This is a genomic window from Halobacillus sp. SY10, assembly GCF_045401165.1.
Taxonomy (GTDB): Bacteria; Bacillota; Bacilli; order Bacillales; family Halobacillaceae; genus Halobacillus; species Halobacillus aidingensis.
Genome location: NZ_CP174345.1, coordinates 2,016,350 through 2,040,018, shown reverse-complemented (window position 1 = coordinate 2,040,018; position 23,669 = coordinate 2,016,350). Strand labels below are relative to the sequence as shown.

At 44.2% G+C, this 23,669-nt stretch carries 20 protein-coding genes; all 20 read right to left on the bottom strand.

Annotated elements, in window-relative coordinates; all coding sequences use genetic code 11:
* Positions 1–8 precede the first annotated feature (8 nt).
* Positions 9–929: a polysaccharide deacetylase family protein gene (locus tag ACJA3J_RS10425; RefSeq protein ID WP_089652368.1), complete on the bottom strand. Its 921-nt coding sequence runs from the start codon at positions 927–929 to the stop codon at positions 9–11.
* Positions 930–1,100: 171 nt separating this feature from the next.
* A complete protein-coding gene (pnp, locus tag ACJA3J_RS10420; RefSeq protein WP_089652369.1) occupies positions 1,101–3,224 on the bottom strand; it encodes a polyribonucleotide nucleotidyltransferase in 2,124 nt (707 codons plus the stop codon).
* A 122-nt stretch (positions 3,225–3,346) separates the two neighbouring features.
* Positions 3,347–3,616, bottom strand: coding sequence for a 30S ribosomal protein S15 (rpsO, locus tag ACJA3J_RS10415; protein ID WP_089652370.1), 270 nt, complete (start codon positions 3,614–3,616; stop codon positions 3,347–3,349).
* Between the two features lie 189 nt (positions 3,617–3,805).
* Positions 3,806–4,702, bottom strand: a complete 897-nt coding sequence (gene truB / locus ACJA3J_RS10410; RefSeq protein WP_406946202.1) for a tRNA pseudouridine(55) synthase TruB — start codon at positions 4,700–4,702, stop codon at positions 3,806–3,808.
* Between the two features lie 67 nt (positions 4,703–4,769).
* Complete coding sequence (rbfA, locus tag ACJA3J_RS10405; protein ID WP_089652372.1) at positions 4,770–5,120, bottom strand: 30S ribosome-binding factor RbfA; 351 nt, start codon at positions 5,118–5,120, stop codon at positions 4,770–4,772.
* 27 nt (positions 5,121–5,147) lie between these two features.
* Positions 5,148–5,426, bottom strand: a complete 279-nt coding sequence (locus tag ACJA3J_RS10400; RefSeq protein WP_089652373.1) for a DUF503 domain-containing protein — start codon at positions 5,424–5,426, stop codon at positions 5,148–5,150.
* Complete coding sequence (gene infB / locus ACJA3J_RS10395) at positions 5,423–7,483, bottom strand: translation initiation factor IF-2 (protein ID WP_089652374.1); 2,061 nt, start codon at positions 7,481–7,483, stop codon at positions 5,423–5,425. The genes ACJA3J_RS10400 and infB overlap by 4 nt, the downstream gene beginning before the upstream one ends.
* 7 nt (positions 7,484–7,490) lie before the next feature.
* Positions 7,491–7,805, bottom strand: a complete 315-nt coding sequence (locus tag ACJA3J_RS10390) for a YlxQ family RNA-binding protein (protein WP_089652375.1) — start codon at positions 7,803–7,805, stop codon at positions 7,491–7,493.
* Positions 7,802–8,077: an RNase P modulator RnpM gene (gene rnpM / locus ACJA3J_RS10385; protein ID WP_089652376.1), complete on the bottom strand. Its 276-nt coding sequence runs from the start codon at positions 8,075–8,077 to the stop codon at positions 7,802–7,804. Before rnpM ends, ACJA3J_RS10390 begins: the two co-directional genes overlap by 4 nt.
* A gap of 14 nt (positions 8,078–8,091) precedes the next feature.
* Positions 8,092–9,201 (bottom strand): transcription termination factor NusA, encoded by a 1,110-nt coding sequence (nusA, locus tag ACJA3J_RS10380; RefSeq protein ID WP_089652377.1) that lies wholly within the window; start codon positions 9,199–9,201, stop codon positions 8,092–8,094.
* 14 nt (positions 9,202–9,215) lie between these two features.
* On the bottom strand, positions 9,216–9,689 hold the full coding sequence (rimP, locus tag ACJA3J_RS10375; protein ID WP_089652378.1) for a ribosome maturation factor RimP: 474 nt from the start codon (positions 9,687–9,689) through the stop codon (positions 9,216–9,218).
* Positions 9,690–10,628: 939 nt separating this feature from the next.
* Complete coding sequence (locus ACJA3J_RS10370; protein ID WP_089652379.1) at positions 10,629–14,921, bottom strand: PolC-type DNA polymerase III; 4,293 nt, start codon at positions 14,919–14,921, stop codon at positions 10,629–10,631.
* A 90-nt stretch (positions 14,922–15,011) separates the two neighbouring features.
* Positions 15,012–16,715, bottom strand: a complete 1,704-nt coding sequence (locus ACJA3J_RS10365) for a proline--tRNA ligase (protein ID WP_089652380.1) — start codon at positions 16,713–16,715, stop codon at positions 15,012–15,014.
* A 147-nt stretch (positions 16,716–16,862) separates the two neighbouring features.
* Positions 16,863–18,119, bottom strand: coding sequence for an RIP metalloprotease RseP (rseP, locus tag ACJA3J_RS10360; RefSeq protein ID WP_089652381.1), 1,257 nt, complete (start codon positions 18,117–18,119; stop codon positions 16,863–16,865).
* A 107-nt stretch (positions 18,120–18,226) separates the two neighbouring features.
* The gene (gene dxr / locus ACJA3J_RS10355; RefSeq protein WP_406946201.1) at positions 18,227–19,372 is read right to left on the bottom strand and encodes a 1-deoxy-D-xylulose-5-phosphate reductoisomerase; all 1,146 of its coding nucleotides are present in this window, start codon (positions 19,370–19,372) and stop codon (positions 18,227–18,229) included.
* A gap of 20 nt (positions 19,373–19,392) precedes the next feature.
* Positions 19,393–20,190 carry a phosphatidate cytidylyltransferase gene (locus tag ACJA3J_RS10350; protein WP_089652383.1) on the bottom strand — a complete coding sequence of 266 codons (798 nt, stop codon included), beginning with the start codon at positions 20,188–20,190 and terminating at the stop codon, positions 19,393–19,395.
* Between the two features lie 16 nt (positions 20,191–20,206).
* Entirely contained in the window at positions 20,207–20,974 is a 768-nt protein-coding gene (locus ACJA3J_RS10345; RefSeq protein WP_089652384.1) for an isoprenyl transferase, read from the bottom strand.
* A 321-nt stretch (positions 20,975–21,295) separates the two neighbouring features.
* Positions 21,296–21,853 (bottom strand): ribosome recycling factor, encoded by a 558-nt coding sequence (gene frr / locus ACJA3J_RS10340; RefSeq protein WP_089652385.1) that lies wholly within the window; start codon positions 21,851–21,853, stop codon positions 21,296–21,298.
* Between the two features lie 2 nt (positions 21,854–21,855).
* Positions 21,856–22,578, bottom strand: coding sequence for a UMP kinase (gene pyrH / locus ACJA3J_RS10335; protein WP_089652386.1), 723 nt, complete (start codon positions 22,576–22,578; stop codon positions 21,856–21,858).
* A gap of 116 nt (positions 22,579–22,694) precedes the next feature.
* Positions 22,695–23,579 carry a translation elongation factor Ts gene (tsf, locus tag ACJA3J_RS10330; RefSeq protein ID WP_089652387.1) on the bottom strand — a complete coding sequence of 295 codons (885 nt, stop codon included), beginning with the start codon at positions 23,577–23,579 and terminating at the stop codon, positions 22,695–22,697.
* Between the last annotated feature and the right edge of the window lie 90 nt (positions 23,580–23,669).

Below are 23,669 nucleotides of genomic sequence, written 5' to 3'. Positions count from 1 at the left end.
CTTCTTCTCTATCTCTCTTCACTCAATAATTTTTGCAGTGAAGCCAGTTTATACCCTTTATCTTTAATTCGTTCAATTAGTATTGGAAGGCTTTCCACCGTCACCTCGGTCGGATGCATAAGGATGGTAGCACCATTATGGACCTTGCCCATGACCCTTGTGATCAGTACATCTGAAGTTGGCTTTTTCCAATCGATCGTATCCACGGTCCACAAGATGGTTTCCATGCCCATTTCATCTGCCGCTTCAACGGTAGCGGTATTAAAGCTTCCAGATGGAGGAGCGAAATACTTCACTTTTTCCTTTGTTAGGGCGAATAAAAGCTCATCCGCTTGTTCTAAATTCGCTTTCGCTTGTTCTTTCGTCATTCTTCCCATGTCCTTATGTCTATACCCATGACTTCCGATCGTATGCCCTTCTTCTTCAATCATCTGCACGAGGTGTGTAAAATCGTTCGCAAAGGCTCCATCAATGAAAAAAGTGGCTTTCACTTGGTGCTCATTTAAAATTTCCACCATATCTGGAATGTATTCTTCCCCCCAGGAGACGTTAATAAGAAAAGAAACGGCTTCTTTATCCGGATGACCTCTATAGATCGGAGAAGCGGGTAAATCCTCCAGAGAAACCTCAGGCTTGATCAATTTATAGACATACAATTCAGGTTTGTACTTGCCGTATTTTTGCATTTTCTTATAAGAGGCTTCGACATCTACTTTCCGGCCAACAATCCCGGGTGTCTTTTTCCATACAGAATCGATCTTCGCATCCTGTGCTTCCCATTCAAATTCTTCTTTTTCGGCCTGGATTTTTTGGTAGATGGTATCTTCTTTATTGACGGTCACGACATGGTCTGCAGTCAAAAAAGCCATGCCAAACCCTATAAAAAAACAGAGATTGACGCTGAATAATACGATTAATCTGAAGCTCATGGACCATCACCCCTATCTCCATTCTATGGGGCATGTCCCCTTTCTAGACCAATTTTACTTACCATTAGCCATTCCTCCTGCGCACCGATCGCATCAAAAGATCTTCAAAATGGATTTTAGGCATAAAAAAAAGAGACTGGCAAGCCAGTATCTCTTCTTTACGTAACCATATTAGGATTGTTCAACGTTTTCTTGCTTTTTCTTCTCATCGAGAAGGATTGCTTTTCTAGAAAGATTGATTCTTCCCTGGTTATCGATTTCTTTGACCTTCACTTTAATTGTATCACCAAGGGATACGATGTCTTCCACTTTTCCAATACGCTCTTCAGCCATTTCAGAAATGTGGACAAGCCCTTCTTTTCCTTTGAATAGCTCCACGAAAGCACCGAACTTCTCGATACGTTTCACTTTACCATCGTAAATTTCGCCGACTTCTACTTCACGTACGATATCCTCAATGATTTTCTGAGCTGTTGCATTCATGCTTGCATCTGTAGAAGAAATGAACACCGTTCCATCCTGTTCAATATCGATCTTCACACCAGTATCATCAATGATTTGGTTGATTTGTTTCCCGCTCGGTCCAATAACATCACGAATTTTGTCTGGGTTGATTTTCATCGTCATGATCTTCGGAGCATGTGCTGAAAGTTCTTTGCGTGTTTCAGGAATCGTCTCAAGCATGTGTCCAAGGATTTCCATGCGGCCTTTTTTCGCTTGAGCCAATGCTTCTTCCAAAATTTCTCTGGAAAGACCTTCAATCTTGATATCCATTTGAAGGGCTGTTACTCCTGTTTCAGTTCCTGCAACTTTGAAGTCCATGTCTCCAAGCGCATCTTCCATGCCTTGAATATCTGTAAGGATGGTATAATCATCGCCTGATTTCACAAGACCCATCGCAATACCAGCCACTGGTGCTTTAATTGGAACACCAGCATCCATCATAGCAAGCGTACTTGCGCAAATACTCGCTTGAGAAGTAGAGCCGTTTGATTCTAGAACCTCAGAAACCAGTCGGATAGTGTAAGGAAATTCATTCTCAGAAGGAATGACGACCTCAAGTGCACGTTCACCAAGAGCACCGTGCCCGATTTCACGACGACCAGGTCCACGGATCGGACCTGTTTCTCCGACAGAGAATTTAGGGAAGTTGTAATGGTGCATGAAACGCTTGGACTCTTCAAGATCGAGACCATCGAGGATCTGTACATCTCCAAGAGCTCCAAGGGTACATACACTCAGGGCCTGGGTTTGACCACGTGTAAACAAACCGGAACCATGTGTACGTGGTAGCAATCCTACACGGGAAGTCAGTGGACGGATAACGTCGACACCACGGCCATCCGGACGAATTTTATCTTTCGTAATGAGACGGCGCACTTCCGTTTTCACCATATCTTCTAATATGGATCCTACTTGTTTGATTGTCTCTTCATCTGCTTCCTGCTCTTCATAAGAAGCGATAACGTCAGCTTTCACTTGTGCAATGGCTTCTTCACGAGCTTTCTTTTCTTCTGTTTTGATGGCCTGAACAATAGCTTCTGTTGCTTCTGCTTCTACTTTCTCTTTCAGTTCAGCATCCAGGTCGAACAATTGAACTTCCATCTTTTCACGACCTACAGCTTCAACGATTTCTTCTTGGAAAGCAACTAAGCGCTTAATTTCTTCATGTCCAAACATGATAGCTTCAAGCATGTCCTCTTCAGAAACCTCATTGGCACCCGCTTCAACCATATTGATGGCATCCTTCGTACCCGCTACTGTAAGGTCAATATCGCTTTTCTCTTGTTGTTCAACGGTAGGATTGATGACAAATTCACCATCTACTCGTCCAACGATCACCCCTGCAATCGGTCCTTCAAAAGGAATATCAGACACGCCTAAAGAAATGGAAGACCCTAGCATTGCAGCCATTTCTGAAGAACAATCCTGATCCACACTCATTACGGAGCTGATCACTTGTACATCGTTACGGTACCCATCAGGGAATAGTGGACGAATCGGACGGTCAATCAAACGGGAAGCAAGGACAGCCTTGTCACTTGGACGACCTTCACGTTTGATGAATCCTCCTGGGATTTTACCTACTGCGTAAAGACGCTCCTCATAATTTACTGTCAATGGGAAAAACGGCAGGTCCTTCGGCTCTTTACTGCCGGTAGCTGTGGATAGGACTGTCGTATCTCCGTAATGAATGAGTGCTGCACCATTCGCTTGTTTCGCCAACTCGCCAATTTCTACAGAAAAAGTACGACCGGCAACATCAATGGAAAACACTTGTTTTTCTTCTGCCATAAAGAACTTAACTCCTCTCGATAACTCTTCTTATTTCATTATAAGGGTTTATTGTCAGTTTACACCCTTCTGTATGTAAACATACAGAAAAAGCGGGAATAACTCCCGCTTTTCCCCATACATTAGCGACGCAAGCCAAGGCTCTTGATTAGCTCACGGTAACGTGTAATGTCCTTATTACGAAGGTAGTTCAATAGGTTACGACGCTTACCTACCATTTTAAGCAATCCACGACGAGAGTGGTGGTCCTGCTTGTGTGTACGCAGGTGCTCGTTCAAAGTAGTGATCTGCTCAGTTAGTACAGCGATTTGTACTTCTGGAGAACCTGTGTCGTTGTCATGAGTTTTGTACTCATTGATTAGTTCTTGTTTACGTTCTTGTGTGATAGCCATTATAGCTACACCTCCTGGAAAAATTTAGAATTCCCTTTCCCCGAGCGGACGTCGGAGTTACGTTCCGCCAAGCGAAGGTTCCATATTAAAGGGTACATTTTTTTTGGATGAAATGCAAGGAAAACCAACAAACTCTGATAAAAAACTATGGCTATGTCCCCTAAAGAGGTCCATCTAAAAGTGAAAGCGTTAAAATACACGTACCGGCTTTATGAGACCGGTTTTTCGTGGATGCTGCTGGTAAATCGCCAAGACCTCACCAGCGTTCATCACAGTAAATTGCTCTTGATGGATATGAGTAGGTTTTTCAAATACTTGACCGTGTTTGATTTTTTCGATCTGTTCATCATCCACCTCCCAGGAGGCCATATGGGCGAGACCCCTGGATAAAGGAAGGAGTAATTGTTCTCCAGAGCTTTTATCTACGACCTGCTGGATTTCATCGAAAGAATAGCAGTCTTCCTTTGTAATGTCTGCGGTCTCAGTCCGTACCAAAGAGGACATGTGAGCGGCATATCCAAGGGCTTTTCCAATGTCTACACATAGCGTTCGCACGTAGGTGCCTTTTGAACAGATCACTCGGAACGAAAAAGTAAAGGTGTCTCCCTCTTGTTTCGGTTCAGGTGAAATCAGTCCGATGTGCTTAATGCGCACCTCTCTTGATGGCCTCTCCACTTCCATCCCTTCCCGGGCATATTCATAAAGCTTCTTCCCGTTAACTTTTACAGCAGAGTACATGGGCGGTGTCTGAGTAATCCAGCCTTTAAAAGTTCCAAGTACGCTTTTGATCTTTTCTATGGAAATGAATTCATTTACCGGGGTCGTTTCAACCGTCGCACCTGTTGCATCCTCGGTGTCTGTCGCATACCCGAGTGTTACAGTAGCTTCATACACTTTATCTGTCTCCGTTAAAAAAGGAACGATTTTCGTAGCCTTTCCTACGCAAAGGGGCAATACCCCTTCCACTTCTGGGTCAAGGGTCCCTGTATGACCGACCTTTTTCGTTTTCAACATTCCACGGGCCTTACTGACACAGTCATGGGATGTAAAACCCTTTGGCTTCCATAATGGAAGAATCCCATCCATATACCTCTCACCTCGAAACTTTTTTATCCTATATAAAATCCGTGCTGAACCAGCACGGATTTTTCTGTCAATCTTCCGTATCGTTTAAATCACGAAGAATCGTTTCAATACGATTTCCTCTTTCGATCGCTTCATCAAACTCAAACATGATTTCCGGTGTCTTACGAAGACGGATTCTCTGGCCGATTTCAGACCGGATGAACCCTTTCGCTTTTGCAAGACCTACGAGGGTATCATGTTTCTGTTTATCATCACCCAATACAGAAATATAAACTTTCGCTTGTTGTAAATCTCCTGTCACTTTCACTTCTGTGACGGTGACGAACCCTACGCGTGGATCCTTGATTTTTTTACTGATGATGTCACTCATCTCTTTTTTCATCTGTTCTCCAACGCGGTTCGCTCTTAAATCGTTCATGTTTTATTCACCTCTTCTAACCAGACATCATAGCCATTCCTGGTGGGTTTCTGTCCGTTCAAATTCAGGAAATGAATCGATGAAAGCCAAAGCTTGCTGCATCGTTTGTTCCGCAATCACTTTATCACTAGCGATCGTGACGAGACCGATCCGAGTTCTTTGCCACAAGTCTTGATATTCAAGTTCACTTACAGCTATGTTGAATTCGTTTCTGAGCCTTGTCATGATGCGTTTCAAAACTGCACGCTTGTTTTTCAGTGATTGCGCATCATAAATGATACCATCCACTTCTGCGCTTACAATCATTTACGCTCGATTTCCTGCATTTCAAATGGTTCAATGATGTCGCCCACTTTAATGTCGTTGAAGTTCTTGATAGTAATTCCACATTCGTATCCTTTTTGAACTTCTTTTGCATCATCTTTATAACGTTTTAGTGCATCGATTTCACCTTCGTAAATGACGACACCATCGCGGATGACACGGATACCGGAATTTCTGCCGATTTTACCATCCGTAACGAAAGATCCAGCAATCGTACCAATCTTAGATACTTTGAAGATTTCACGCACTTCCACCTGACCGATGATCTTCTCTTCATATTCTGGATCGAGCATCCCTTTCATAGCTGCTTCGATCTCTTCCATCACCTTGTAAATGATGTTATGAAGGCGGATTTCTACATCTTCCGCTTCAGCTGCTTTTCTAGCATTCCCGTCTGGACGGACGTTAAAACCAATCACGATGGCATTGGAAGCAGAAGCGAGTGTAATGTCAGATTCTGTAATGGCCCCGACACCTGTGTGAATGATTTTAACTTTCACACCTTCCACTTCAATCTTCTCAAGAGATCCGGCAAGAGCTTCTACAGATCCCTGCACGTCCCCTTTAACAATCAGGTTAATTTCTTTGACTTCGCCTTGTTTAATTTGATCAAACAAGTCGTCAAGGCTCACTTTTGCTGTAGAGCCGCGGTTTTCTTCCAATTGTTTTTGAGCACGAGCTTCACCGACAGAGCGCGCTTTCTTCTCGTCATCAAAGACTAAGAAACGATCGCCTGCCTGCGGAACATTGTTCAATCCGGTAATTTCCACTGGTGTAGATGGCCCGGCAACTTGTACGCGACGACCAATATCGTTCACCATGGCACGTACACGTCCCCAAGTATTTCCTACTACAATGGCATCACTGACATTCAAAGTACCGTTCTGGACCAGCAATGTAGCAACAGGACCACGTCCTTTATCCAACTCAGCTTCAATAACCGTACCATAAGCAGCACGTTCAGGGTTTGCTTTCAATTCTTCCATCTCAGATACAAGGCCGATCATTTCAACAAGATCGTCGATTCCTTCACCATTGACCGCTGACATTTTGACAAAGATCGTTTCTCCACCAAAGTCTTCAGCAATCAGCTCATACTCCATAAGCTCCTGCATAACACGGTCAGGGTTCGCGCCTTCTTTATCCATCTTATTGACCGCAACAATAATTGGTACTTCTGCAGCTTTCGCGTGACTGATTGCTTCTTTCGTCTGCGGCATTACACCATCGTCAGCAGCAACGACAAGAATGGCGATGTCTGTTACTTGAGCACCACGGGAACGCATGCTAGTGAATGCAGCGTGACCAGGCGTATCAAGGAAAGTGATTTTCTTGCCTTTATCTTCAATTTGGTATGCACCAATATGCTGAGTAATTCCACCCGCTTCGCCTTCTGTCACCTTCGTGTTACGGATCTGGTCAAGAAGCGTCGTTTTTCCGTGGTCTACGTGTCCCATGATGGTAACGACAGCAGGACGGTCCTTCAAATCTTCCGGTGCGTCATCGAACGTCAGGTTCTCAATGTCTGTCTCGTCAACAATGACCTCTTCTTCTACTTCTACTCCGAACTCTTCACAAATCAATTCGATCGAATCTGCATCCAGTTCCTGGTTGATGGTAGCCATTGTGCCTAGGAACATAAGCTTTTTGATGATTTCTGAAGAATCCTTGTTTAGCTTTTCTGCAAGCTCACCAACCGTCAGGCTGCCTGAATAAGTGATCTTTTCAGGTGTCTGCTTTTTAGACTTTTTAGGTGCTTGCTGCTGGGAAGGCTTTTGGTTCTTCTGGTTGTTGTTTCTTTGCTTTTTGTTGGCTGGTTTTTTGTTGTTGTTCGGTTTTTGAGACTTCGATTTATTCTGGTTTTGACCTTTGGATGCTTGCCCTTTTCCAAATGCTTGATCCAGCTTCTTCGCTGCATCCTCCTCCAAAGTGGACATATGGTTGTTCACTTCGATATTCAGATTTTGCAGTTTTTGAATGACTTGTTTACTAGATAGTTCATTTTTCTTTGCATATTCATATACGCGCATTTTACTCATAAAATCTTCACCCCCGAATAGATTCATCGAGTAGCGATTGCAACTTTTTCGCAAATCCTTGGTCAAGAACTGCGATCGCGACTCTCCCTGCCTTTCCGATAGCCTGTGATAATGTCTCTCGATCATCGACTTCATAGCAAGGTATTTCATAGAAACTGCATTTATCTGTCAGCTTCTTCTTTGTTTGTTTCCCTGTATCATTGGCAATGAGAACGAGCTTAGCTTTTCGCTTTTGGATGTCTCGTACGATCGATTCTTCACCGAGCGTACACTTGCCGGCTCTTAAAGCCAGACCCAACAGGTTCAAGTAGCTGCCCTTCATGATGGGTCAGCCTTTACTTTTGCTCTCAATTCCTCATAAATGCTGTCATCCACCTTCGTTTTAAGGTGACGGTTCAGCACCTGCTGCTTTTCAGCCTGTTCAATGACTTGAAGGTCTTTCATGAGATAGGCTCCACGCCCATTCTTTTTTCCTGTGTCGTCCACAAAAACCTCTCCCTCTTTATTGCGTACAACACGGATCAATTGCTGTTTAGGAACCATATCCTGTGTGACGACACATTTTCTTAATGGTTGTTTTTTGGAACGGGTCATCGTTCTCCCCCTCCTTAATCTTCAGACAATTCTTCGTCAAAAACGTCTTCATCTTCTATATCGGTTTCTTCTGTAGAAAGAAGACCTTGTTCACGTGCTTCACTTTCACTCTTAATGTCAATCTTCCAGCCTGTCAACTTAGCCGCAAGACGAGCGTTTTGACCGCGTTTACCGATCGCAAGGGACAGTTGATAATCAGGAACGATCACTGTTGTCGCCTTATCCTCTTCATCTACAAGCACTTCCACGACCTTTGAAGGGCTTAAGGCATTCGAAACATATTCAACGGGATCCTCTGACCATTGAACAATGTCGATTTTTTCACCCTTCAGTTCATTAACAATGGCTTGTACACGCTGGCCTCTTTGACCTACACAAGAGCCGACCGGATCGATTTCTTGATCTTCTGCGTAAACCGAGATTTTCGAACGGTCCCCTGCTTCCCGGGCTACAGACATGACTTCGACAGTACCGTCATAGATCTCAGGTACTTCCATCTCAAACAAACGCTTCAAGAGACCCGGGTGTGTACGGGAAACATAGATGTGTGGACCTTTGTTGCTGTTTTCCACCTTTGTCACAAATACTTTGAGGCGATCGTGAACTTCATAGGTCTCTGTCGGCATCTGCTCTCCTTCTGGAAGACGTGCTTCAATTTTACCTAGATTCACATAGACGAAGCGAGGATCTTTTCTTTGGATGATCCCTGTCATGACATCCTCTTCACGATCGACATACTCACCGTAAATGATGCCTCGCTCTGCTTCACGGACACGCTGCGTAACGACTTGCTTAGCCGCTTGGGCTGCGATACGGCCGAAGTCCATAGGTGTTACTTCCACCTCGATGACATCTTCAACCCCATAGTTCGGATCGATGTCTTTCGCTTCTTCTAAAGAAATCTCCTGCTGCGGATCCATGACTTCTTCTACGATTTCTTTTCGCGCAAGGACTTTCATGGCACTTTCTTCTTCATTAATATCCACGCGTACGTTCGTCGCGGAATTGAAGTTTTTCTTATAAGCAGAAATCAATGCTGCTTCAAGTGCTTCCAATAAAAGATTTTTGTCGATGCCTTTTTCCTTCTCTAAATAATTCATGGCATCAAATAGTTCACTACTCAACAGTTTTCTCCCCCTTAATTAAATGTGACAGCTAAATTGGCTTTAGCTATTTTTTGGTATGGTACTTCCAGTTGTTTCTTACGTGTCTTAATACGAATCTCTACGGTTGCCACGGAATTTTCAAAGGACTTCAGTGTCCCTTCGAACTCCTTCTCCCCATCAATCGGTTCGTAGAGTTTCATGTACACATATTCACCGACAAACTTTTCAAAGTCTGCTTCTGTCTTTAGAGGACGTTCCGCCCCAGGTGATGCAACTTCCAGGAAATACGCAATTTCAATGGGATCTTCTTCATCTAATTTTTCACTCAGCTGTTCAGATACTTGTCCGCATTCTTCTATGTCCACACCGCCTTCTTTATCGATAAAGACGCGAAGGTACCAGTTCTGACCTTCTTTCTTGTACTCGATATCCACAAGTTCGAGGTTCATCTCCTCAAGGATCGGCTGGACAAGACGTTCTGCAACGGATGTAACATGATTGCTCATGCTCTTCCCTCCTTCGAACACAATGTAATGGTTAGTATTTATTATTATGGGATGTATTCGCTCATTTCATTTAAGTAACAGGGGCCAGAATTGCAAGTACCATGAGAAACCGCTATGACATAGATCATAGCGGTTCGTCTCGCGGGTACTAAAAACCCCTCATGCATCGAAGTTTCTCCACAAGCAAGAGGCTGGAATATGACGAAAGAGTGGGTTGCCCCACTCTTTCGTCGTTCGTATCACTCTTCTCACCATAAAAAATATATCATAGATGCGTATTCTATGCAACAAAGGAAGAAATCAACAGCTTCCCTCCGCCTCTCAAATGTAGTTGTTTCATGAATTCTTCCGATTGGGAAGACTCAGGTTTGAGATATTTCCAGGATTCGTTAGCCATAATAGGAGTCAAGGGTGGATGGGAACCTACTCGCTTTCCTGTGGGGGAGCGCCGAGCTTCCTCGGACTGCGTCCTGCGGGATCTCGCCTATCTCCTTCTCCCACGGGAGTCTCGCAGCTTCCCATCCACCCCATACCATGTAACGGAGAACCGTACTCTTATACCGAGAGGGAGTGTTCCCACTCTCCCCTTATAAACAAGCATAAAACGCTCTGTAGCAAGCTTTTACGTTTTGAGTGCCCGCTGTGGAGACCGTCATATTATCCACTTCCCTCAATCATACAAGCTGATTTTTCCAGAAGTAGTTTCGAGAATCTTCCATAACAAAGGGGCAGAGGGGAATGGCGAGACTCCTGCGGGAGAAGAGTGCTTGGTGAGACCCCGCAAGGCGTCAGCCTGAGGAGGCTCACCGCGCTCCCGCGGAAAGCGAGTCATTCCCCGGCGCCCCATCCACTCAAAAAACCTCGAAACTAAGTCTTCAAGAATCCTGCCATATACTTTAACAGTGAATCGGCAGTTTTAGCTGTCGTTGAGCTGAGAAATTAGAAAAGGGACAGTTGGTTTTCATCCGGCATTCCCTCTAAGCATCCGAAGTTATCCAGGTATTCAAGTACCGTTTTGGAAATACGGCTGCGTTCTCTCAAGTCCTGCTTGGATAGGAATTCGCCTTCTTTTCTTGCATTAACGATATTGATAGCTGCGTTTGTTCCTAAACCATCGACTGCGTTGAATGGAGGAATCAACTCATTCCCTTCAACGAGAAAGTCTGTCGCACTGGAACGGTATAGATCCACGTTCTTAAATCCATATCCTCTTTCGCACATTTCAAGGGATAGTTCGAGGACGGTCATCAAACTTTTTTCTTTTGGAGTGGCATCGAAGCCTTTTTCCTGAATCTCTTTCATGCGCTTACGAATAGCTTCGGAACCTTTCATCATCGTTTCCAGTTCAAAATCACTCGCTCTCACCGTGAAATAGGCAGCATAGAAATAAATCGGATAGTGGACTTTGAAATACGCAATTCTTACCGCCATCAATACATAGGCGGCGGCGTGTGCTTTCGGGAACATGTATTTGATCTTCTTACAAGAATCAATGTACCAGTCCGGCACGCCGTGTTTTTTCATTTCTTCGATCCACTCATCTTGAAGGCCTCGGCCTTTACGAACGAATTCCATAATCTTAAAGGCAAGGGAAGGATCGAGACCTTTATGCATGAGATACACCATGATATCGTCACGGCAGCCAATGACTTCTGGAAGAGTACAGATACCATCATTTATCAGCTGTTCGGCATTTCCAAGCCATACGTCCGTTCCATGTGATAGGCCGGAAATGATGACGAGTTCTGCAAATGTTTTCGGCTTTGTATCTTCAAGCATCTGCCTTACAAAGCGTGTACCAAACTCAGGTACGCCGAGGGTCCCTGTTTTACACATAATTTGATCCGCCGTCACTCCGAGCGCTTCAGGACCGCTGAAAATCTTCATCACTTCAGGATCATCAACCGGGATTTCCTTCTGATCGATTCCACTGAGGTCCTGCAGCATACGAATGACGGTCGGGTCATCGTGTCCAAGTATATCCAGTTTCAAAAGATTATCGTGAATGGAGTGGAAGTCAAAGTGAGTGGTCTTCCACTCTGATTTCGTATCATCTGCTGGAAATTGGATAGGAGAAAAATCATAAATCTCCATATCATCAGGGACAACGATGATCCCCCCTGGGTGTTGTCCGCTTGTCCTTTTCACACCTGTACAACCATGAACAAGACGATCGATTTCAGCATTTTTATAAAGCAGCTGATGATCTCCGGCGTAACCCTTCACATAGCCATAAGCGGTTTTCTCCGCTATCGTACCGATCGTCCCGGCACGGAACACACTATCTTCACCGAATAACTCTTTCGTATAGTTGTGCGCATGGGGCTGATATTCCCCTGAGAAGTTCAAGTCGATATCCGGGACCTTATCCCCTTTAAAGCCTAGGAACGTTTCAAATGGAATGTCCTGCCCGTCTTTTGTTAAAGAAGTGCCACATTCCGGGCAATCTTTTTCTTCGAGGTCAAATCCGCTTCCGACCGATCCGTCTGTGAAAAATTCATTATATTGACAAGACGGACACACGTAATGCGGCGGAAGAGGATTCACCTCTGTAATATCCGTCATCGTGGCAACAAAGGATGAACCGACAGAACCACGTGATCCAACAAGGTACCCATCTTCTAAAGACTTGGTTACAAGTTTTTGTGAAATGAGATAGATTACTGCAAATCCATTTCCGATGATACTATCTAGCTCTTTTTCCAAACGTTTAACGATCAAATCAGGGATAGGCTCTCCATAAATGCTTCGTGCTTTATTGTAGGACATTTCACGGATTTCCTGGTCTGCCCCTTCAATATTAGGCGTGTACAAGTCATCTTTAACGGGTGAAACTTCACCGACCTGCTCGGCTATTTTATGGGTGTTTGTTACGACTAACTCTGTGGCTTTTTCTTTTCCTAAGAAATCAAGCTCATCGATCATTTCATTCGTTGTTTTAAAGTGAACCTCCGGCAGTGTCTGCCTGTTAAGCGGGTTCCCGTTTTGGGACGAAATGAGAATCTGCCGATACTGCTTTTCATGAGGCTCTACGTAGTGAGTGTTACCAGTAGCAACAATTGTTTTACCCATTCGATCCGCCATAGCGACAAGCCTTTTCAAAATATCGAGGATTTGCGCTTCCGTCTGGACAAGATCTTTTTCCAGCAGGTGATAATAGTTTCCTGGTGGTTGAATTTCGATGTAATCATAAAATTCAGCCACCTTCTCTGCCTCTTCCTCGGATTTCTGCATCATCGTTTCAAAAACTTCCCCTTTGTCACACCCGGAACCTACGAGGATTCCCTCCCGGTTTTTGGCCAAAAGGGAGCGTGGGACGCGTGGAACACGGTAGAAATAATTCACATGCGCTTCTGATACGAGACGGTAAATGTTTTTTAATCCTGTGCTGTTTGTGGCAAGCAGCGTACAATGAGAAGGTCTGGAACGTTGGTACGCTTTTCCCTCACCCATATAATCATTCAAATTTTTATGGTTCGTAATCTCTTTTTCCATGGCTCGCTTCACGAGTTTCCATAATAAATAACCCGTTGCTTCTGCGTCATAAATCGCCCGGTGGTGCTGGGTCAACTCAATATCGAATTTCTTACAAAGCGTATTTAAACGGTGGTTCTTTAATTCAGGCACTAGGAAACGAGCAAGCTCTAACGTATCGATGACTGGATTCGTAGACTTTTCCAGGCCGATGTTTTGATAACCGGCATTTAAAAAGCCCATATCGAAACTGGCGTTGTGAGCAACGAGGATGTCTTCTCCCGTCCATTCGTGGAAGTCCTTGAGGACCTGTTCGATTTCCGGGGCATCCTTTACCATGTCATCCGTGATTCCTGTAAGGTCGATTGTTGTTTGGGACAACGGTTGATGGGGGTTGGCGAAGGATTCAAATCGATCGATGATTTCCCCACCCTGCACTTTGACGGCCGCTAGTTCGATGATTTTATCGTACACTGCAGAAAGACCGGTCGTCTCCACGTCAAAAACCACGTAGACGGCGTCCTCAAGCTCCCTGTCCTGTTCCTCGTAAGCAATGGGGACTCCATCATCCACCAAGTTGGCTTCCACACCATAAATGATTTTCACACCATTTTTCTGGCCTGCGGCATGGGCATCCGGATAGGCTTGAACGACCGCATGGTCTGTGATGGCAATAGCTTCGTGTCCCCAATCTGCTGCTTGTTTGATCAGACGTGACGGGGAAACAGGCGCATCCATCGCACTCATCGTGGTATGGGCATGCAATTCAATCCTCTTCTCCCCTTCAGGCGCTTTATCTTCTCGCAATTTCGGTTTCACTTCATTGATGTCATTGGCCATCATCGTTAATTCGTTCGTGAAATTATCTGTCTGGATGCCACCACGCGCTTTGATCCACATGCCCTCTTTCACGTGCTTGAACAGTTCAGCATGATCGTCTCCGCGTGAGAACATTTTGATCGAAAAGGAATCCGTATAATCCGTCACTTTTAAGAGTAATAAATGACGTCCGGAGCGAAGTTCTTTGATTTCGACATCGAAAATATATCCCTGGACAGCAATCTTCTTCTCTTCTTCCTGGATTTCCTCCATTGGGATGATGTCATCTTGAATCTTGTAACCAATCTCAAGCGGCCCTTTTGGTTTGGAGTCGTCTTTATCTTTGGCTCTCTCTTCTTGTTCTTTCACCGCTTGCTGGACAAGTATTTTATCCTCTTTTTGACGTTCTTCCTGGAAACGTTTAATTTGTTCCGTTTCTTCTTTCACTCGTGTTGAAAGCATGAACGAAGGAAGGCCGCATTTGAGACAAAAACTTTTCAAAGGTTCTTCTAACTTTTTCTGTATGGCATGACTTTCGGCTAAGTTCCTGCAAGTTAACATAACCTTATTCCCGTTCACCTCAGGCTGCTGCTCCATCAATAAATCTTTATAGCTTGGTGTTAGGTTCGTTAATGTTTTGATGAAGCTCTGCCAGTATTCAAGCACATCATTAACTGAAAGTTCTTTTTCAGATGTCTCGATCGTCCAGGTCACATCAGCAATCGAACGGAAAGTCGCTACAAGTTTACTTGTAAATAAATCATAAACAGAAGGGGGCAGCGGTTTTGGCATAAGAAAGTGAAAATGCCACAATTTTTGTTCGCGATAGACCACCAGCTTCTGCATGCTGCTGTCTTTAAAGTGAGGCTCTATTAGATCATGCGGGAACTGGATCTGCTCCAGCAAATAGTGCATTTTTTCTTTATTGCTGACACTCAAACGGAATTCCTCCTCTTTCCTAACCCAACACCTGACATGGAAAAACCCTTGCTCTTTCCTTTAGCAAGGGTATAGTTTTCCAAAGAAGTATTAGGCTTTGTACCAGTTCTTAATATATTCTAAGACTTCACTAGTCTCTAATTCATTTTGATCGCCAGTTGCGCGTTCCTTCACTTCAACAACGCCTTCACCGGCACGCTTTCCTACCGTGATCCTTACAGGTACACCGAAAAGGTCGCTGTCGGCAAATTTTACGCCGGCACGTTCTTTACGATCATCATATAAGACTTCGATCCCTGCATCAAGCAGTGTGTCATATAATTGATCTGCCAATTCTTTCTGTTCTTCTTTTTTAGGATTCAATGAAAGCAAATGGACTTGATATGGGGCAATATTCTTCGGCCACGTGATCCCTCTTTCATCGTGGTATTGTTCTACGATTGCTGCAAGTGTACGGGATACACCAATACCGTACGAGCCCATGATCATCGTCTTCGCTTTTCCTTGATCATTAAGGAAGGTCGCATTCATCCGTTCAGAATAAAATTCACCCAGCTTGAAGACATGTCCCACTTCAATGCCCCTGGCAAACTTAATGATGCCCTCTCCATCCGGTGATGGATCTCCTTCTTCGATAAACCGTAAATCGGCATACGTTTTGACAGCAAAGTCTCTTTCTGGTGTTGCATTCTTAAAATGATAGCCCTCTTCATTCGCTCCACAAGATACGTTCACCATGGCTTGTACAGCATGATCAGCGACAACTTCCACTTCTTCAGTTACTCCAATCGGTCCAAGAGAACCGAACCCTGAACCAAGCAGTCGTTTAGTATCTTCTTCAGAAGCAAGTTCAACTATATCCGCATCATAAAGATTTTTCAATTTAACATCATTTACTTCATGATCTCCTCGGGTAAGCGCAAGAACAAATCTCTCATCTACTTGGAAAAGGATCGACTTGATGCCTTCCTGTAAATCATGACCCAGGAATTCAGCAACATCCTTCATCGTCTTTTGACCTGGTGTTTCTACTTTTTCCATCGTTTGAGGAGTCGCTGTAGACTTTTCATACGCCGCCACGACCGGAGCCATTTCAATATTCGCCGCATAGCGAGAAGTATCTGAATAGGCAATGACATCCTCGCCTACTTCAGATAATACCATGAACTCATGGGTATCTTTCCCGCCCATGGCTCCGGAGTCTGCGATGACAGCACGGAAGTTCAACCCGCAGCGTCTGAATACATTCGAGTAGGCTTCGAACATTTTGTCATAGGTTTCATCAAGGCTTTCGTAGGATTCATTGAAAGAGTAGGCATCCTTCATCAAAAACTCTCTTCCACGTAGAAGACCGAAACGAGGACGGGCTTCATCACGGAATTTATTTTGAATTTGGAAAACCGTCAAAGGAAGTTGCTTATAACTTTTCACTTCATGACGCACGAGGCTTGTGATGACTTCCTCATGGGTGGCACCAAGGGCAAACTCCCGATTGTGTCGGTCGTTCAAGCGCATCAGCTCGGAACCGAACGTGGTCCAACGTCCCGTTTCCTTCCAAAGTTCTGAAGGCTCAAGGGCAGGCATCGCCATTTCATGAGCCCCGATTTTCTCCATCTCTTCCCGAACAATATTCTCAACCTTGCTTAATACTCGGCGGCCGATCGGCAGGAAGCTGTAGATGCCTGATGCAATCTGGCGTATGTAACCAGCACGAACGAGGAGCTGATGGCTCTTGATTTCAGCATCAGCAGGGTTTTCTTTAAGGGTAGGTATTAACATATGACTTTGTCTCATAACATGCACCTCAGTTCTATTTAATTGAAGTTTATTAAAGGAGGAAATCACTAGTCTCAAAGATTCCACTTCTTTATTTGACGTTAATAAAAAGAAGCCAGAAGCCTAGGAATCACCGATCACCTCAGGACTTCCAGCTATAAAAAATCACAAGAATAAACGTTGGATATCGTTCCATGTGACGACGAGCATCAATAACATAAGTAAAGCGAATCCGATGAAGTGAACGATCCCTTCTTTTTGAGGATCGATCGGTTTCCCTCTGAGCCCTTCAAGCCCTACGAATAAGAGACGTCCTCCATCTAAAGCAGGGAGAGGCAGCAAGTTTACAATTCCAAGGTTGATACTCAAGATGGATGTCCACATGACGAAATTCGTGAATCCTGTGCGGACGACCTGGTCTGTGGCATCATAAATTCCGACAGGCCCTGAAAGCATATCTAATGAAAATTGTCCGGTCACTAATTTACCTAGATTCGTTAATATCAATGCTGACCACTCATAGGTCTGCGTAAACCCGAACGTTAATTTCTTTGCAAAAGACTCTTCAAAAGCACGGGCGACACCCACTTGGCCGATGGTCGTTTCTCTACTTTCAACGGCGGCAGGAGTGATGTTCAACTGCTGAGTGGCACCCTCACGATTGATCGTCAATGTCACTTCTTCGTCAGGATGAGCTCGAATGATGGTGGTGAACTCTTCCCATGTACTGACAGATTCGCCGTCCACAGCAACGACTTCATCACCAGCCTGTAGATCAGCCTGTGAGGCCGGGGAGTTCTCCTGGATCTCTCCGAGTTTTGCTTCGTTCGAAGGGACCCCTTGAATGAAGCCAAGAATCATGAACAAAACAATCGCTAAGACGAAGTTCATCATTGGTCCTGCGAAAAGCTGCATCGCACGCTGCGGAACAGATTTTGATGCAAATTGACGGTTGTAAGGAGCAATTTGTGTTTCTTTTTCATCCATGACGAACATCGCTTTCGGGTCGACTTCAAAGAAGAGCTTTTCATCTTCATCGATTTCGTAACCTTCAATGACAAGGCGATGATCTAAGTCCGCGCGTTCGACTTCAATGACTCGCGCATGTGGATGCTTGTCTTTATTGTTTACGATAATTTTATTTACTTTTCCAGCTTCATTGAATTCAAGACCGATATGGTGGCCTGCTTTCAATTCAACGATTTCTGGATCTTCGCCAGCAACTCGAACATAGCCGCCAATGGGAAGAAGACGAATCGTATAAAGAGTTTCATTTCGAGTGAATGCAAAAATCTTAGGTCCAAATCCTATCGCAAATTCCCTTGCGAGCATTCCCGATCGTTTGGCAAATATGAGATGCCCCCACTCATGCACGAACACCAAAAGTCCGAACATAAGAATAAATGCAACCACTGTAGTCAAATGAAGCACCTTCCTTTTTCAGCTCTAATCGTTCTACAGGATGTGTATAGCGGAAGTGAACCATCATCGTTAGACGGTCGCATGAACTTCTCCAACAACCAGAGCTCTTAATTTATTTGGAAACGAACTCTTTCCCTCGTTTCCTTATCAATAGAAATTATGGTAGACAAGTCAGGGTTATGAATCCTGTCATGGTTTTCTAATGCTTGGTCGATGTATTTTTCAATATCAAGAAAAGAAATTTTGCCTTCTAGGAACTGCTGGACAGCTTCTTCGTTTGCCGCATTCAAGACCGTCGGCATCGAGCCCCCTGCTCTCCCTGCTTCAAATGCCATCCTTAAACAAGGAAAACGATCCATGTCCATCTTTTGAAAATTCAAAGTAGCGATCTCTTCCAAGTTCAAGTTTTTCGTGATTGGAAGCTCTTTTCGTTCAGGGTAAGTCAATGCGTATTGTATAGGCACTTTCATATCCGGCGTTCCCAGCTGGGCAATGACATTACGATCCACATATTCAACCATGGAATGGATGACACTTTCTCTATGAAGAATAACATGAATCTGGTCATAAGGTACATCGAAAAGCCAATGCGCCTCAATAACTTCTAATCCTTTGTTCATCATCGAGGCAGAATCAATGGTGATTTTCGCTCCCATCTTCCAATTCGGATGGTTCAATGCATCATCCACCGTGACTCCAGCTAATTCTTCCCTTGTTTGATCACGGAAGCTTCCACCAGATGCAGTAATGATGAGTTTATTGATGTCTCTCCTCTGTTCCCCATTCAGAGCCTGAAAAATAGCCGAATGCTCACTGTCTACAGGGAGGAGGTTAACATCATGTTTTTTAGCTTCTTCCATGACTAGATGGCCAGCCGTCACGAGCGTTTCCTTATTCGCAATTGCGATTTGTTTCTTTGATTGAATCGCTTTTAAAGTAGCAGGTAAGCCGATACTCCCCATGACTGCATTAACAACCACATCTACAGGTTCGGCTACACTTGCCTCAATTAAACCCTCCCCACCACAAAGAATCTGTGGATGGGCGACCTCTTTTTCCAGCTTTCTCTTCGTTTCTTCATCTTGAACGACGATCATGGAAGGTTCGAACTCTCGGATCAGAGGAAGAGCTTTTTCGACGTTTCTGCCAAACCCCATGGCATATAAAGAAAATTGATCTGGGTGCAAGCGAAGAACATCAAGGGTTTGAATACCAATCGAACCCGTTGCCCCAAGTAATGATACTTGCTTCATTGTTCCACGGCCCCTCTCTCCTATGAAATAAAGTTAATCAAATGCAGGATCGGTAAAATGAAGATCAAACTGTCGAACCGATCCAACACACCCCCGTGCCCGGGCAGGATTTTTCCGGAATCTTTGACTGCATAGTGACGCTTGAATGCAGATTCCACGAGGTCACCGATCTGACCTGCAATCGATACAAGTACAGTGACGAGTAACACGATAATCAAGGAATGCTCAAGAGGATGAACCAACTGGAAAATTAAAGCGACGACACAGGCAAGGATGATTCCTCCGACTGAACCCTCAATTGTTTTCTTCGGACTGATTTGCGGCCAAAGCTTGTGTTTGCCTAAAGCACGGCCGAACAAGTAGGCGCCTGTGTCTGTCGCCCACACGACAAATAATGCAAAGAAGATATATTCCAGCCCTTCTTCTCGTGTTTCCATTAGATAATTGAATCCCATTCCAATGTAGATCGCTGATAATAAAAGAAATCCAGCATCATCAAAAGTGAAACGGTTTTTGACGAGCACTGTGTAACTCAAAAGTACAAGTACCGCCAGCAATGTAATCTCGGATTTTGTAATGATGTCCCCAGAAGTAATGGATTCATCGAACACTTCATATGGAAACATCAGGGCCCACATGAGAAGCAAGCCGAGTCCAGAAGCTACCGAATAGCGGGCAATCTTTTTCATACGTACGAGCTCAAGTAGGGCGATGCTTGCAATGATATACACAAAAGCCTTAAAAGGCCATCCTCCCAACATGACGATCGGAAGGAAAATGAGTGCTGCAACGATGGCTGTAATTGTTCTTTGTTTCATAAGTCTTTTTCACACCTTATACTCCGCCGAAACGACGTTTACGATTTTGGAAGTCATAAAGAGCTTTTTCAAAATGACTTTCATCAAAGTCCGGCCAATAAACTTCTGTAAACCAGAATTCAGCATAGGCCAGCTGCCATAATAAGAAGTTTGACAACCTTTGTTCTCCACTTGTCCGGATAAGCAGATCAGGTTCAATCAACTCTGACGTGTACAATTCCTTAGAGAACATGGATTCATCGATATCGGATATGTCCACTTCTCCGTCTTGTACTTTAGAAGCAATTTGCTTGACTGCATGCACCATCTCATAACGACTTCCATAGTTAAGCGCAAAATTGAGGATCAGCCCATCATTGTCCTTCGTTTTTTCCATCGCTTCTTTGACAGCCTTTTGAGTATGTTCAGGAAGGACGTCAAAATCGCCGATGGTCCGGACTTGGACATTTCTCTCGATCAGTTCAGGCAAATATGTACTTAGAAAATCGACAGGGAGCTTCATAAGGAAGTCTACCTCATTTTTCGGGCGTTTCCAATTTTCCGTAGAAAAAGCATAAAGGGTAAGAACCTTCACACCGATATCTGAAGCATATCGAACGATTCTCTTCACAACACCCATGCCCTCTTTATGACCGGCAATCCGAGGCATTCCTCTATTCTTCGCCCATCGTCCATTTCCGTCCATAATGATCGCCACATGTTTTGGAATATGGTTTTCTTCAAGGCCTAATGGCTCGGTAGTGGGCTGCTTTTTATCTTTTTTGAATGGAAACTTGATAGGCATGTTCAATCCTCCAGTCCAATTGTTCCATCTATTTATTATATACTAAATCCAATAAAAATGCCGATATCCTATAAAGTGAGTGTATAAAACAAAGGCTCAAGATACGCACTAGACAACATGGAACGCATAATTAAAAGGCCCTTGGGAAGAGCTCTTCTCTTCCACTAGACAGGTGGGTAATGTCGAGGGTGTCTGTGCTCTCTTAGCGGATGCCTTCTTATAGGACAATGAATGTTTAATTCCCTAAACTAAAATAAAAGCCGCGCTGCCAAACATCTACAGCGCGGCTTGATACACCTTAAGGCATATAGAATTGGAGAATCAAACTTCCATGATTTCCTCTTCTTTTGTTTTTGCAAGTTGATCGATTTTCTCAACGTGCTGGTCTGTGACCTTCTGAACGTCATCCTGATAAGAACGAAGATCATCTTCCGTTAGCTCACCATCTTTTTCAAGCTTTTTCAGACGGTCGTTGGAATCACGACGAATGTTACGGATTTGTACCTTCGCTTCTTCTGAATATTTCCCTACAACTTTGGCAAGGTCCTTACGACGTTCTTCTGTCAGCGCAGGAATGTTGATTCGTACAACATTACCATCACTAGAAGGAGACAAGCCAAGATCCGCTTTCTGGATCGCTTTTTCAATTTCTGCAATTGCACTCTTGTCATAAGGTGTAATGACAAGCAGACGTGGTTCTGGTGCAGAGACTTGTGCTAGTTGATTAAGTGGAGTCGCCGCTCCATAGTAATCCACATACACGTTATCAAGGATTGAAGGATTCGCACGACCCGCGCGGACCGTTGCAAGCTGACGAGAGAAAGCTTGTGTGGCTTGTTCCATTTGTTGCTTCGTTTCATTAATTACAGCATCAGACATGATTATTTCCCCCTCACAATTGTTCCAATATTTTCGCCCATTACGGCTTTCTTGATGTTTCCGTCTTCTGTTATTGAGAATACCAATAAATCGATATCGTTGTCCATACATAATGATGAAGCTGTAGAATCCATAACCCCAAGACCTTCGTTCAAAACGTCCATGTAAGAGAGCTGATCGTACTTCACAGCATCTTCATTGGTTTTAGGGTCATCTGTATAAACACCGTCTACATTGTTCTTCGCCATTAAGATTACATCCGCTTCCACTTCTGCGGCTCTTAGAGCAGCTGTCGTGTCTGTAGAGAAGTATGGGTTCCCTGTCCCAGCCGCAAAAATGACGACGCGTTTCTTTTCTAGATGACGAATCGCTTTCCTGCGGATGTAAGGTTCCGCTACTTGTCTCATTTCAATGGAGGTTTGGACACGGGTCGGAATCCCTAAGTTTTCCAGACTATCCTGAAGGGCAAGTGAGTTCATGACCGTTGCCAGCATCCCCATATAATCAGCGTTTGCGCGATCCATTCCCATCTCGGCTCCTACTTTACCGCGCCAGATGTTTCCACCTCCGACGACGACAGCGACTTCCACACCGAGTTCAGCCACTTCTTTGACCTGACGGGAGACTGATTTAATGATGCTGGGTTCTAGTCCAAACCCTGCTTCTCCACTTAAAGCCTCTCCACTTAGTTTTAATACGATACGACGATAGCGAGCAGTAGTCATAGTTACCTCCCGTGTTTTAACTGTATTCCACTACATTTTCTTGCATATGGATCTGCAATTATGTAGCATGTTTGAAAATAGGGAACACCGGCAGTGTCCCCTATTTTTCATGTTCATTATTTTTTAACTTGGTTCATAACTTCATCAGCAAAGTTTTCTTCGCGTTTTTCCATACCTTCACCAACTTCGAAGCGATCGAAACCAGTGATTTGACCACCAGTAGAGGCTACGAATTGTTTTACTTTCTGGTCTGGATCTTTAACGAAGCTTTGGTCAAGCAGGCAGATTTCTTCGAAGAACTTGTTCAAACGGCCTTCGACCATTTTCTCAACGATGTTTTCAGGCTTGCCTTCGTTCATCGCTTGAGTCTTAAGCATTTCACGTTCTTTATCTGCTTCTTCTTGTGGAATTTCGTCACGGGAGACGTAACGAGGGTTTACAGCGGCTACATGCATCGCAACGTCTTTCGCTGCAGACTCATCTGTAGAGCCTTCAAGGACAGTCAACACACCGATGTTTCCGCCCATGTGAAGGTAAGCACCAAATGCATCGTTATCGGTCTTTTCTTTAATTACGAAACGACGAAGGGAAATCTTTTCACCGATTTTCGCTACGCGTTCAGTAATATAGCTGCTAAGTACTTCTCCATCACCGTGAAGCTTCTGCTCTAGAGCTTCTTCAACTGTTGCAGGCTTCTGAGAAAGCAAGTGCTGACCAAGATCTTTAAGCAAATCTTTGAACTGATCGTTCTTCGTAACGAAGTCTGTTTCACAGTTCACTTCGAAAAGTACAGCCGTGTTACCGGAAATTTCGATTGCAGCAGAACCTTCTGCAGCAATACGGTCAGCTTTCTTAGCTGCCTTGGAAATTCCCTTCTCACGCAACCATTCCATTGCTTTGTCCATGTCACCATCTGTTTCAGTGAGTGCTTTCTTACAGTCCATCATTCCAGCACCCGTTTTTTCACGAAGTTCTTTTACCATTTTAGCATTTACAGCCATTGTAAAGCCTCCTTATTAGTTGCATATAAGTATAGCTCTTGCGTTTCAGGACGCTTGAGCTGTTACGGATTCTTTAAAAAAGGTGATAAA